Raw genomic sequence first — 14,134 nt, 5'->3', positions numbered from 1 at the left:
GGAAAAGTCTATTTAAGTCTTATCTAAACCCGACATATTATTCCTAAAAGGTATTATCATGAGCAATTATTCTTTGGAACCTATCTCGCTTACTGATTGGCAATTAGTAAAAGTGACAGGAGAAGACAATCTTAAATATTTACAAGGTCAAGTGACTATTGATATGAAAAATCTTTCCGAGCACTCAGCATTGTTTGCTGCTCATTGTGATGCTAAAGGGAGAATGTGGAGTAATCTATTATTATTTATGCGCGGTGCTGAGATATATTATTTATTGCGTAAAAGTGTTGCAGAAAAGCAAATTACCGAACTAAAAAAATATGCTATTTTTTCCAAAGTGACGATTGAAAAGGAACAAGATTTAAATATGTATGGGATTATGGCTGATGCATTACCAGCGCAAATACTATCAAAATTCAATGATGATAATTGTGTTAATGATAATGACACTACTTATATTAAATTAATGTTACCTCAACCCCGAATCATTGTCATTACACCACAGTCTATTGAAAGTCATTTACAACCAAGCAATAAATGGTTACAACTTGATTTAGAAGCAGGCTATGCCATTATTGATAGTGAAAATACAGAAAGTTTATTACCGCAAGCGTGTAATTTACAACTCTATAATGCCATTAGTTTTGATAAAGGTTGTTATTGCGGACAAGAAATGGTTGCTAGAGCGCAATTTCGTGGCACAAATAAACGTGGACTTTATCTATTATCTGGCAAAAGTGATGTACTACCTATCATTGGTGATACGATAGAATATCAAATAGAAGGAAATTGGCGAGAAGGGGGGAAAGTGTTAGCAGCACTAAAACTTAATCAAAATCATGATGTGTATGTACAAGTAGTACTACCTAATGGTATAGATATCAATACTGACTTTAGAATTAAAGGACAATCAACAAGCAAGCTAAATTTTCATTGATTAATTAGTTGGTATCAATCATTCCAATTAAAAACGATATCGATTTTTCAATTTATATTCATTAAAATTAAACAATTTGAATTGATAAGAATAGCTAGAATATAGATAAAAATATTCTAGCTATCAATGAAATCTTTAATTATCCCTTACCTAACTCTTGATAAACAATTTGCACAAAATAGTTTACACCCGTTGTTAATAGCTCATCATTAAAATTATAAGCAGGATTATGCAAATTTGCTCCTTGCCCTGCACCTAACCAAACATAAGCACCAGGAACCTTTTGTAACATAAAGGCAAAATCTTCAGATCCCATTGAAGGAGGAGGATCAATCGTTACATTATCATCGCCCACCACTTTTCTTGCAGCGCTAATGGCTATATCCGCCTGCTTAGCATAGTTTATGGTAGCAGGATAGCGGCGCTGATAATTGACTTCCGCTTTGGCGTCAAAAGTTGATGCGATGCCCTGTGCTATCTGTTTGATTCTTGATTCAGCCATGTCCTGAACATCGGAACTAAATGCTCTAACCGTTCCTCGAATTACAGCTTGTTGAGGTAATACATTCCAAGTATCACCACTATGAATTTGTGTTACGCTGACAACTAAGGAGCTAAGAGGATCGGCATTACGGCTCACAATACTTTGTAATCCATTGACGATTTGTGTTGCAGTTAAAATTGTATCTTTACCCAGATGCGGTGCCGCTGCATGTGAGCCAACACCTGTCACATTAATTTCAAAGATATCATAAGATGCCATTATTGCACCGTGATTAATATAGAAATGATTTAATGCCATATTGGGCTGATTGTGAATTCCATATACTGCTTCAATAGGCAATTTATCAAATAGCCCATTTTCCGCCATTACACGGCCACCCCCTTCGTTTTCTTCGGCTGGTTGGAAGATGACAACTACCGTTCCACTAAAATCACGATGCTGGCTCAAATATTTAGCCGTTCCCAATAACGTTGCTGTATGACCATCATGACCACAAGCGTGCATTTTTCCGTGTATTGTTGAACAATAATCAATATTATTCTCTTCGGTAATATCCAAGGCATCAATGTCAGCTCGTAAAGCAATCATCCGCCCTTCTTTATTACCTTTTATGATGCCAACAACCCCTGTGGGTGCAAAGTCAGTGTATAATTCTGATATACCAAATGATTTCAACTTTTCAATGATAAATTGAGTGGTATTAGTTTCTTCAAATGCAGTTTCGGGATGAGAGTGAATATAGTGACGCCATGAGATCATCTCATTTTTTAGTTGTGTAATTGAGTCCATTAATTATTCCTTTCTGACTAATTGATTTACCAGTTATACCTCGAATTAATAGCCACTATAATACGATATCATTCTTAATAAAAATAACTAATTTTACTATGATTATTAATTTTAGTTATAAGTTTCACATTTAAAACTAGTTAAACGCCTCTATTTTCAATCAAACATTAAAACGGCTTTGAAAACAGTATATAACTGAAAAAACTCACACATGGTAATACAAAATCAAATAACCCGACATTAACAAAAACGGACCAAATGGAATTACGGTTATTGATTGCTCACTTAATCCATAACGCAAAATAAGATAATAAACGATAGCTAAAAATGATGAAAAAACTAACAACAAGGGAAGACTTTCATAAGATATCCATGCGCCTAAAGCAGCCAATAACTTAACATCACCCTGCCCTAGTCCCTGTTTTTTGGTCAGCAAATAAAATAATTCTTTAGGGACAATTAATAAAAAATAACCCCAAATAATGCCAGTGATCGCTTTATTTAACGTAATGCCAAACAGATTAAAATAGCCAGCTAAAATCCCTAACCATAGTAGGGGTTGAGTAAATAGATCTGGCAATAAATAATATTTTAGATCTATCATTGCCAATAAGAGAAAATAACACGCTAATATCATTAATAAAACCGTATTTAAAGTCCAGCCTTTTGTCAAAAATAGAATAGCAAAAATAACCGCAAATAAAATCTCAAATACGATATAGCGATAATGAATTTTCCCTTTGCACGCCCAGCATTGTCCCTTCAGTAATAGCCATGAAAAAACAGGAAACAGTTGCCAAAATCTAAGTTGTTTGTGACAATGTGGACAACGAGAGCGATGAAAAGAAATAGCAATTAAATATTCATACCCTGAATAGATAGGCTTAAAACGACAGTAAGCCACATGAATGAAGCTTCCCAAACACATTCCCAATCCAATAATTAACCAAATCATCAATGAATAACATCCCCCAATTGGAAAATCGGTAAATACATGGCAATAATTAAGCCACCAATAATCAAACCTAGAATTAACATTAATAGCGGTTCAAACCGCTGTATCATATTATCAGTCAGCGTTTGATGTTGTTCCTGATAATATTCTGCTAGTTGTTTTAGCATCAAATCTAATGTACCTGACTCTTCACCAACCAAGATCAATTGACTGCACAATGGAGGCAATAAACTTTGCTGCTCGATAACAGCACTGAATGAATAGCCTTGTTCAATTCCGGCGATAATTTGATAAATAACATGACGATAATGGTAATTTTGCATAATTGTTGCAACCGCATTCAACCCACTCAATATAGGAATACCTGCTATTTGAGTTATAGAAAGAGTCTGAAATATTTGGGTTAAATGCAAAGTATGAATTAACGAATTCAAGAATGGTAATTTCAATATTAATTTATCCATTTTTGGGGCGTAAGATTTTTTTAAGTGATAATGATAAATAAGCCAAAACAAACCAATCATGCCGACCCATTTCCCATAGTTATTCTGAATATAGTAAGACAAATCAATAATTAATAATGTAAAAAAGGGAAGTTCAGCTTCAAAACTTTGATAAATATCTACAAATTTAGGTAATACTATCAATAACATAATTAGTGTTACAACAACTGACATAAACAAAAGGAATAATGGATAACGCAATGCTTTTTTTAGTCGTTTTTGTAAATTAATTGATGCCTCTATTTGAAAAGCCAATTGCTCAAAACTCAAATCAAGTTGTCCTGTTAATTCCCCTGTTGCAATAATTTCAGCATAAAGTGGTGGAAAGACAGATTGATGTTGAGTTAGTACTGTTGATAGTCGTTCTCCTTTAGCTAGTTGCCCTACAATTTCCGTCAATAAACATTGCCAATGCTGTTTAGGGTGTTCATGCGCAAGTAAATGCAAAATTTCAAGCAAAGGTAATCCAGCTTTTAGCATGGTAGCCAGTTGTTTTGTCAAGATAAATAATTCAATACGCTTAAAACTACTTGAAAATACATAGTGACCTGCCTTGAATTTTATGGCGATATCACCTTGCAATAATAATTGCCGTCGCGCTTCGTTTTGTGAAGCCGCTATAATTTTATGTTCTATAAAATTGATGTCGTACCAATAATAGAGCCTTTTCATGTTTCACCTAATACTCTATTTATTTCTGCTAAGGTCGTTATCCCTTGCTGTATTAATTGTTCAGCTGATTGCCTTAAAGAAATTTGATTTGAAGGTGTTATAACCTGTTGATTTAAAATTTGGTGTTGAATTTCAGGGGTGATAGTTAAAAATTCATATAACCCTATTCGTCCTGAGTAACCACCTACACAGTTCTCACATCCGATTGCGACATAATGTGGAATCGGCTTTTGTCCTAGCCTAATCAGCTCGCTCGCCACCACTTTACAATGACAACATAACTTACGTACTAATCGTTGAGCGATGATTAATTTAACACTAGCAGAGATGAGATATCGTTCTATTCCCATTTGATTCAAACGTGTTATTGCTTCTATACTTGAATTAGTATGTAAGGTAGACAGGACTAAATGTCCGGTTTGTGCAGCTTGAATGGCTATTTCTGCTGTTTCATGATCACGAATTTCACCAATCATCATCACGTCAGGATCTTGCCTTAACAAAGCACGTAAAATGGTTGCAAAACTTAACCCAATTTTCATATTTACAGATGTTTGATTAATGCCTTCAACCGGTATTTCAATCGGATCTTCCACGCTACAGATATTACAATGAGGCAAGTTTAATGTTTTCAGTCCACTATAAAGCGTTACCGTTTTACCGCTGCCTGTCGGTCCTGTAACTAATATTAGTCCTTGTGGGTAATTTAATATTTGTTGAAATTGAGCAAGATCCCTATCCGTTAATCCTAAATCGTGAATCGACAACGGTGAATCATGATTATCGAGTACGCGTAACACCACTTTTTCACCATTCATAACCGGTAAGGTTGAAATCCGCATAGCATAACGATCTATTACTAATTGCCCATCCTGGGGTAATCGCTGTTCTGCAATATTCAACTTTGCCATTATTTTCAATCTGGCAACGATTTGCTTTGCCAGTGTTAAAGGAGGAGCCAGTATGGTATGCAATACACCGTCAATCCGCATACGAATGCGATAACTTTGTTGATAAGGTTCAAAATGAATATCCGAAGCACGTTTTTTTAAAGCTTTAAGCAATAATTTATCAATACTGTCGACTAGTTGATCTTCTTGCATGACTAAAACCATTTTATTGTTGCATTAATTTAAAATTTAAAGATATCTTCACATACACTATTTAAGCTTACATCAACAGGATTAGTTACACAGGTACGTGACCAATCAACACTACCATGGGTTATATTCAGCGTCGGTGTCATCGTTACTGTTAAGCCAGATAAGGCATTTTGTCCAACTAATTCAATCATCCCATTTGTGACTGTCACTGAGGTGACATAATTGGTTGATTTAGTCATTGGAATACCATTATTTGCATTATTACAATTTGCTAATCCACCTTGCTCAATTACACATATTTCTACCGCTGTTTTGTAAGCGGTCATGGCTTGTAGCATATCGGTCATGGCTGCTTTTTTTACATAACCTTGATAAGCAGGCAAACCAATTGCCGTTAAAATAGCAATTACTATAATTGCTATCATGAGTTCAAATAAGGAAAATCCCGATTGTTTGTTCATATTCATTCTCTGTTATTAAATTGCTAACGAAACACAAGCAACTTTATAGCGTTTAAAAAAAATGAAATAATAACGGTATGCCAAGTATGGAAAAAGGATAACAATAATTGTTTTTCTGATTTCATCATTATTTAAATTATTGGAAGTCAAATCACAAATCAGTCATTTGATAACAAAGTTTTATAAGATAAGGAGTCGATATGTCCTTAAAGATAGTTAATGGTTGGTTACAAGGTGTAAAACAGGTCATTTCACCATTTTATAATGATCGACCAAGTGATAAACCAATTTCATTATTAGTGATTCATAATATAAGCCTTCCGCCCAATCAATTTGGTGGCCCTTATGTAGAACAGCTGTTCACAGGTCAGCTTGATCCAAATGAACACCCTTATTTTGCCGATATCTATCAAATGCAGGTATCAAGTCACCTATTTATTCGTCGTGACGGTGAGATAATTCAATTTGTAGCTTTTGATAAACGAGCATGGCATGCAGGTATATCAGCATTTGAAGGACAAGAAAATTGTAATGATTTTTCAATAGGAATCGAATTGGAAGGATGTGATAGTGAAAAATTTACCGAAGTGCAATATCAACAACTGGCAAAAGTCACCCTTCTACTACAACAAACTTATCCACTTAACAATATCACCGGACACAGTGACATTGCACCAGAACGTAAAACAGATCCTGGGCCTTATTTTGATTGGCAATATTATAGGCATTTGCTTGCTAATAAAATGCAAGCTAACTTAATTAAAGATCAATTAGAACGAATTGAGCAAGCGTTAAAAAAAATAGATTTATGGCAAGCCTTGCCACCCAGTCAGGATGCTTTTTTAAGTCAACAACCTTTTGCTCTTGATACCATGAAGTCATACGAATGGCTACAATGGATTTTTATACCCCGAATTCGAGCTATAATTGATGCCAATTCGGTTATTCCCCCCTTTGCGTTACACCCCTATTTTGAAGAAGCGTTAAAAGAGTCAGAGAAAAATATTGACCATTTGTTAGATCTGATAAAACAACTTGATGAATTGACCCAATCCAAATAGTTAATGGTGGCTTAAACATATGAAAAAGTGATATTGAATAGATTTGAGAAGTTAATTACCGCGTTCTGCCCGCGGTAATTTAATAAAAAATACAATTTTTATTTTTTTAACTTATTTCGATACTCATTGACCGCTTTTAAATGGCTATTATAATTCGTCGTAAACGTATGTCCGCCCTTACCATTAGCGACAAAAAACAGATATTTGGTATCAGCAGGGTGTGCCGCAGCTTCTAACGACGCTAAACTTGGCATTGAAATAGGCGTAGGTGGTAAACCATTAATGACATAGGTATTATAAGGATTAGTCTTATCGGTCATATCAATACGTCTAATTTTACCCGTATATTTATCACCTAAACCATAAATAATTGTAGGATCGGTTTGCAGCTTCATTTTTGCTTTTAATCGATTAACAAAAACAGATGCGACATTCGCACGTTCAGAACTGAGACTAGTCTCTTTTTCAATAATTGAGGCAATAATAAGTAATTCATACGGCGTGCTATATGGCAGCCCACTATCACGATTTTCCCACACTCTTTGCAGGTTATTTTTCATAGTGAGATGAGCACGTTTTAAAATATTAATATCTAAGGTATCGACCGTATAAAGATAAGTATTTGGCGAAAGCCACCCTTCAAGAGGCCCCTCAATACCTAAAATTTTTGCAATATCATCGCTTGATTTATCAACCAAAGTTTGTTGAATGTAAGGGGTATTTTTCATGGTATTTAACCAATCATTGGCTCGCTTCCCTTCTACAAATCTTAGCGTAAAACTGCTTTCTTTCCCTGACACTAATAATTTTAGAAACTCATCAACAGTCATATGGGGTTCTAACTTATATCCCCCTGCTTTAATAGAACTTAATTCAGGATTTAATTTATACAAATAAGGAAGTAGATAAGCCCTATCCATTAAATTTGCTTGATCTATTTGTTCAACTAACTGATGTATTGACGTTCCTTTTTTGATAATAAACACTTTATTATCATCGTTAACATGAATATGCTGTTTAGAAAACTGTTGTAAAAAATAGTAACCCAACGCAAGCGAAGCGGTAACAACTAAAATTATTGCCAAAAACGTGTATAAAAATATTTTTTTAATCATAACTTATTTATCTATATAGTGAACCTTAGCTCGTGTAGTTAAGCGCGTTAATAACTCATATGCACTAATACCTGTATGTTTAGCAATTTCTTCTACCGGCAACTCCTTCCCCCAAAAAATGACTTCGTCGCCTGGTTTATCCGAACTATTCAGTCCCAGATCAACAATAATCATGTCCATTGAAACACGCCCCACAATAGGAACACGTCTACCATTAATTAATACAGGCGTATTTTCGGGTATACCGCGAGGATATCCATCACCATATCCCATTGCAACAACACCTAATTTTGTCTCTTTATGACTTGTCCAAATTTGCCCGTAGCCCACAGATTCACCCTTTTTATGCTTTCTTACTGCAATTAGCTCTGACTTAAACGTCATAGCTGGGTGTAATTCGGCAATGGGATTCTCAAAAGGAGAAACTCCATATAAAGCAATACCTAATCGAATCACATCACGATGTGAATTTGGCCAAGCAAGAATACCGCCAGAAGCAGCAATAGATTGCTTATCAAGCAATGATTTATTAGAAATTGATTCAACAAAGTCGTCCAATAGCAAACATTGATTTGACGTTTGATCGGAAGAAAAATCATCAGCAGAACTAAAATGACTGATAATATTCAATGGTTTACGCACAACGCAACAACTTGCTAATCGATTAAATTCACCTTGAGCCTCATCAAACCGAAACCCTAAACGATGCATACCTGTGTCAATTTTGAACCAAGCTGTGATTTGATTTTCAATTTTAATCGCATTTAACGCATCAATTTGCCAACTTGAATGAACCACAGTTTGCAAATTAAAATCAATTAAATCCGTTATTTCATCATGTGGAAAAAAACCTTCCAACAAAACAATGGGGGTAATGATCCCAATTTGCCGTAACAAAAGCGCTTCAGAAAGTCTTGCAACCCCAAAGTAGTCGACCTTATCGGATAATAATTGAGCAATGCCAACAATCCCATGACCATAAGCATTTGCTTTAAGAATAGCCATTAAGGAGCTATTAGGTGAATTACGTCTCACATACTCAATATTATGCAGAATAGCTTGACGATTAACATTAACGACAGCAATAGACATTACTTCCAACCTAACTCAGGTAAAAAAAGATATTTTAATTTCTGTTCTAAATAATAACAAATAAAATATGAAAGGTTAATCAAGTTTTAATACAAAAAAACCACACAATCAATAAGTTAATTAAAAAATTCGGGGGCATAAGTAATTTATCCTTTTAAAAAATCATAGGATAATTCGCTTAAAAACGGTATGATCATTAAAGATATTTTTAGAAATCAGCATAATTTTTTAAAGGATATTAGATGATTGATTATAATGCATTCCCTGAACAACGCCAATCTTTTATCCGGCAGCTTTTGACTGAAAAAGGGCGTGTTGTCAGTGCTGATTTAATTAAATTGTTAGGGGTTTCAGAACACACGATTCGTCGAGATTTACAAAAACTAGCCCGTGACGGTGTTTGCAAGCGTGTATATGGTGGAGCAGTTAGCCATTTAAAACAATCAGCCACATTTGAAACTCGTATTAATCAATGTGTAGACGAAAAATCTTCAGTAGCAATAAAATGTGCAAAATTAATCAAAAATAATTCCTGCATTTTTATTGATACTGGTTCCACCTATTTAGCAATGGCAAGTTATATCCCACAAAATTTGACATTAACGATTGTCACCAATTCTCCTCAAATTGCTTCGGTCTTAAGTAGCCGTACCAATGGCGAGCTCATTTTATTAGGTGGCAAAGTTAATCCGTTAACGGGGGGAACAATGGGCGCTGATACCGTTAATCAAATCCGAAATATGGTCTTTGATCAAACCTTTATTGGCGTTTGTGGACTTGACCCGCATGCGGGGTTAAGCGCAGTTTATTATGATGATGCCTGCTTCAAAAAAGAAGTCATTACGCAAAGCAATGAGGTTATAGCCGCAGTGATTGCCGACAAAATGCAACAAGTTGCTCGCTATAAAGTTGCCACTTGTGAAGATATAGATATCATTATCGCTAGTCGAGATAGCAAAATTGAGGGCTTTGAAGATTTTAATCTCAAAATAGAAATCGCTTAATAGATTCAGCTGTCATCAACTGAATCTGAGCATGCCATCATTTGCTTTGCAATTCAATTAGTTGCTTTATCGTATTCAGTACCGCACTATCATCATTGAAACCGGTGATAAATTTAGCGACAGCTTTGGTTTCTTCAAATGCATTACGCATTGCAAAACTATACTCCGCTTGTTCAAGTAATTCTATGTCGTTGTAACCGTCACCAAATGCCATGGTTTCATGATAATTTACCTTAAGTAGCTGTTGTAATTTTTTGATAGTATTCCCTTTATGAACATCATGCTGAGTGATATCAATCCATGAAGCTTCAGACACCACAATATAAGCTTGGTTTTCAAAAGGAGTTAAATGCTGTCGAGTTTGTAAACATTGCCCTTTTTCATCATATACAGTGATTTTAATAAAGTCATCACCAATAAGAGCATGATCATCCACTTCAATTATTGTTGCATATGAACCTCGGACTTTAGCTTTTAATCGTTCAGGTAAATGGGCTTTGATAACAGCTCCTTGAGCAGTACAAGCAATGATAACGTGCGCTTTACTAACTTGTTCCAAGGTTTTTATCATACGCTGCCCTAGTTCATTAGGGATGAATGAGCGATAAATAAATTCACCTTTATGTTTTATGGTCGTTGCGCTATCACCGACTATCCAGATTTTGTCGCTGTAATCACCAAATAGCTCTTCAACCCGTTCACATTGTTTACCGGTACAAGCGACAAAATGAATTTGTTGCTCAGCCATAAGCGCATACACTTGAGAAAATAGCTGACGGTCATAATCACCTTGGCTATTTATAAATGTCCCATCTAGATCACTTATGATCAATTTAATCATTTTAATATCCTTTCTCATTGCAATTTCATTTAATCAATCAAGATATGATTGATTATGATGCTTTATGATCGATTTGGCAATATTGTAATCGTTCAGGATGAGATCATGATCACAAAAAATGAAGTCATTTAAATTCTATTGATGTTTTTCTATTAGGAAATACTCAATATTATTAATATGTTAAAGTTATTATTAATGCAAATGAGTTAAAACGAGAATGGATCGATTGATTATTGAGAGATCTAAAATTGACGATGACTTATCTACCGCAATATACACTGTTAAAGTGACGGATCGGTATAATAAAAAAAACCGACCATTAAGGTCGGTTTATTTGTTGATTACTGTTTAGCTTCGATATTATCACCCACTAAATCCAAATGAATGGTTTTACCTGGTACTAATTTACCGGACAATATTTGTTGTGCTAATGGGTTTTCAATTTCTTGTTGAATAGCGCGTTTTAACGGTCTTGCACCATAAATTGGATCGAAACCAACTTTAGCAAGATGTTCTAACGCTGCATCAGAAATATCCATTTCATAACCTCGCTCATCTAAGCGTTTTTCAACATGTGCCAATTGAATTCTAGCAATCGCTTTGATGTTTTCTTGACCCAGTGGATGGAAGACCACCGTTTCATCAATACGGTTGATAAATTCAGGTCTAAAATGTTTAGTTACCACGGTCATAACTAATGCTTTCATTTCGTCATAACTAAGCTCAACTTGTCCTTGAATTAAATCAGAACCCAAGTTAGATGTCATGATAATAACCGTATTGCGGAAATCCACTGTACGACCTTGTCCGTCAGTTAAGCGACCATCATCTAAGACTTGTAATAAAATATTAAAGACATCCGGATGCGCTTTTTCCACTTCATCCAGTAAAATTACTGAATAAGGTCGACGTCGTACGGCTTCGGTTAAATATCCGCCCTCTTCATAACCAACATAACCAGGAGGCGCACCAATTAAGCGAGCAACGGAATGTTTTTCCATGAATTCAGACATATCAATCCGTACCATTGCATCTTCACTATCAAACATAAAGTTTGCCAATGCTTTACAAAGCTCGGTTTTACCCACACCTGTTGGGCCTAAGAATAAGAAAGACCCTATCGGTTTATTCGGATCAGAAAGACCAGCACGGCTACGACGAATAGCATTTGCAACAGCGACAACAGCTTCATCTTGCCCAATAACACGTTTATGTAAAGCGTCTTCCATGTGTAATAATTTATCTTTTTCGCTTTCAAGCATTCTCGAAACAGGAATACCCGTCGCTTTCGATAAAACTTCGGCAATCTCGTTATCGGTCACTTTATTACGCAATAATTTCATGGTTTTACCTTCTAATTGCGTAGCTGTTGCGAGTTTCTTTTCAAGTTCCGGAATTTTGCCATATTGCAATTCCGACATCTTGTTTAAATCCCCAGCTCGACGAGCTTGTTCTATCTCAGTGCGAGCTTTTTCCAACTCTGCTTTGATATTCTGAGTACCCGAAAGTGCAGCTTTCTCTGATTTCCACTCTTCTTCAAGTGACGCATAATCCTTTTCTTTTTCAGCAAGTTCATTATTTAACATCTCAAGTCGTTTTTTACTGGCATCATCCGACTCTTTTTTAAGCGCTTGTTGCTCAAGTTTAAGTTGAATGATACGTCTTTCAAGACGATCTAATGATTCTGGCTTAGAATCCATTTGCATACGAATACTCGATGCAGCTTCGTCAATCAAGTCAATAGCTTTATCTGGCAACATACGATCTGAAATATAACGATGCGATAAGGTTGCCGCAGCCACAATGGCTGGATCGGTAATTTGAACATGATGATGCAATTCATAACGCTCTTTCAAACCACGCAAAATGGCAATGGTGTCTTCAACAGTCGGTTCAGCCACATAAACTTTTTGAAAACGACGTTCCAATGCAGGATCTTTTTCAATATATTGACGATATTCGTCAAGTGTTGTTGCCCCAACGCAGTGTAATTCACCACGAGCTAATGCTGGTTTTAACATGTTTCCGGCATCCATAGCACCATCGCCTTTACCTGCACCGACCATAGTGTGAATTTCGTCGATAAACAGAATAATACGACCTTCTTCTTTAGCGATGTCTTTAAGGACAGCTTTCAAACGCTCTTCGAACTCACCACGATATTTAGCACCAGCAATTAAGGCTCCCATATCCAAGGATAAGACACGTTTATTACGTAATCCCTCGGGGACTTCACGATTCACAATACGTTGTGCTAAACCTTCAACAATCGCAGTTTTACCCACACCCGGTTCACCAATTAACACAGGATTATTTTTGGTACGACGTTGTAACACTTGTATCGTACGGCGAATCTCTTCATCACGCCCAATAACTGGATCGAGTTTACCTTGTTCTGCACGCTGTGTTAAATCAATAGTGTATTTTTTCAACGCACCACGTTGATCTTCTGCATTTGGATCATTCACGTTGTCGCTTCCTCTTAATTGATTGACTGCTTGAAGAAATTTATCTTTAGTGACACCCGATTTTTTTAGGATATCGCCAAGGCTCCCTTTTTCATCTAATGCAGCTAATATAAATAGCTCTGAAGAGATATAACTATCTCCATTTTTTTGAGATAATTTATCGCATAAATTTAAAACTTTAATTAAATCTTGAGAAGGAATTACTTCGCCACCGACACCCTGCACTTGAGGTAATCGGTCAATGGATTGATTTAATTCTTGTTGTAAAATGGCATTATTTGCTCCAGCAGCAGCCAATAATGGTTTAACACTACTACCTTCTTGATTAAGCATTGCTGAGAGTACATGGATAGGCTCTATATACTGATTATCTTTACCTAATGCTAAAGACTGCGCATCAGCTAAAGCTTGTTGAAATTTGTTTGTGAGTTTATCTAACCTCATATTATCTATCTCCTTAGCAATAAATTTGGCATAAATGATTAAACACTTATTCCATTTGCATAATGACTAAATGAGTGTGGAAGGAAAAATTTCAAGAGCTTGTCAAGAATTTTTTTACAGATAATAAAAACTGGCTAACGTGAAACATTTTAGACCTAAAAATGATAAATTTAAATATATTTAC

At 35.6% G+C, this 14,134-nt stretch carries 11 protein-coding genes and 2 pseudogenes; 4 read left to right on the top strand and 9 right to left on the bottom strand.

Annotated features, from left to right (window positions below):
• The first annotated feature begins 58 nt into the window (after positions 1-58).
• Entirely contained in the window at positions 59-937 is an 879-nt protein-coding gene (ygfZ, locus tag ACGH4F_RS06735; protein WP_411590551.1) for a tRNA-modifying protein YgfZ, read from the top strand.
• A gap of 139 nt (positions 938-1,076) precedes the next feature.
• Here ygfZ and ACGH4F_RS06730 read toward each other — a convergent pair whose 3' ends face one another.
• From ACGH4F_RS06730 to ppdD, 5 genes and pseudogenes are all read right to left on the bottom strand, one after another.
• A complete protein-coding gene (locus ACGH4F_RS06730) occupies positions 1,077-2,231 on the bottom strand; it encodes a M20 aminoacylase family protein (protein ID WP_411590549.1) in 1,155 nt (384 codons plus the stop codon).
• A 205-nt stretch (positions 2,232-2,436) separates the two neighbouring features.
• On the bottom strand, positions 2,437-3,186 hold the full coding sequence (locus tag ACGH4F_RS06725) for a prepilin peptidase (protein WP_411590548.1): 750 nt from the start codon (positions 3,184-3,186) through the stop codon (positions 2,437-2,439).
• Complete coding sequence (hofC, locus tag ACGH4F_RS06720) at positions 3,186-4,361, bottom strand: protein transport protein HofC (RefSeq protein ID WP_411590547.1); 1,176 nt, start codon at positions 4,359-4,361, stop codon at positions 3,186-3,188. The genes ACGH4F_RS06725 and hofC overlap by 1 nt, the downstream gene beginning before the upstream one ends.
• A pseudogene (locus ACGH4F_RS06715) lies at positions 4,358-5,449 on the bottom strand (GspE/PulE family protein); the annotation flags it as partial. The pseudogene ACGH4F_RS06715 and the gene hofC, both read right to left, overlap by 4 nt.
• Positions 5,450-5,493: 44 nt before the next feature.
• Positions 5,494-5,925: a prepilin peptidase-dependent pilin gene (gene ppdD, locus ACGH4F_RS06710; RefSeq protein ID WP_267352480.1), complete on the bottom strand. Its 432-nt coding sequence runs from the start codon at positions 5,923-5,925 to the stop codon at positions 5,494-5,496.
• A gap of 200 nt (positions 5,926-6,125) precedes the next feature.
• Here ppdD and ampD point away from each other — a divergent pair.
• Positions 6,126-6,668: pseudogene (ampD, locus tag ACGH4F_RS06705) on the top strand (1,6-anhydro-N-acetylmuramyl-L-alanine amidase AmpD); the annotation flags it as partial.
• Positions 6,669-6,986 carry a YqcC family protein gene (locus ACGH4F_RS06700; RefSeq protein WP_411590564.1) on the top strand — a complete coding sequence of 106 codons (318 nt, stop codon included), beginning with the start codon at positions 6,669-6,671 and terminating at the stop codon, positions 6,984-6,986.
• Positions 6,987-7,084: 98 nt separating this feature from the next.
• Here ACGH4F_RS06700 and mltG read toward each other — a convergent pair whose 3' ends face one another.
• Together mltG and alr are read right to left on the bottom strand one after the other, a co-directional pair.
• The gene (gene mltG / locus ACGH4F_RS06695; RefSeq protein WP_411590563.1) at positions 7,085-8,098 is read right to left on the bottom strand and encodes an endolytic transglycosylase MltG; all 1,014 of its coding nucleotides are present in this window, start codon (positions 8,096-8,098) and stop codon (positions 7,085-7,087) included.
• Positions 8,099-8,104: 6 nt separating this feature from the next.
• The gene (alr, locus tag ACGH4F_RS06690) at positions 8,105-9,193 is read right to left on the bottom strand and encodes an alanine racemase (protein ID WP_411590545.1); all 1,089 of its coding nucleotides are present in this window, start codon (positions 9,191-9,193) and stop codon (positions 8,105-8,107) included.
• Between the two features lie 242 nt (positions 9,194-9,435).
• Here alr and ACGH4F_RS06685 point away from each other — a divergent pair, with 242 nt between their 5' ends.
• Positions 9,436-10,197, top strand: coding sequence for a DeoR/GlpR family DNA-binding transcription regulator (locus tag ACGH4F_RS06685; protein ID WP_267352476.1), 762 nt, complete (start codon positions 9,436-9,438; stop codon positions 10,195-10,197).
• 37 nt (positions 10,198-10,234) lie between these two features.
• Here the strand turns inward: ACGH4F_RS06685 and ACGH4F_RS06680 are convergent, their stop codons facing one another.
• Entirely contained in the window at positions 10,235-11,038 is an 804-nt protein-coding gene (locus ACGH4F_RS06680) for a Cof-type HAD-IIB family hydrolase (protein WP_411590543.1), read from the bottom strand.
• A 341-nt stretch (positions 11,039-11,379) separates the two neighbouring features.
• A complete protein-coding gene (gene clpB / locus ACGH4F_RS06675; RefSeq protein ID WP_411590542.1) occupies positions 11,380-13,950 on the bottom strand; it encodes an ATP-dependent chaperone ClpB in 2,571 nt (856 codons plus the stop codon).
• Between the last annotated feature and the right edge of the window lie 184 nt (positions 13,951-14,134).

The sequence above is a fragment of the Gilliamella sp. CG35 genome, assembly GCF_046635745.1.
GTDB lineage: Bacteria > Pseudomonadota > Gammaproteobacteria > Enterobacterales > Orbaceae > Gilliamella > Gilliamella apicola_I.
The sequence above is the reverse complement of the archived record's forward strand: the minus strand, read 5'-3'. Positions and strand labels throughout refer to the sequence as shown.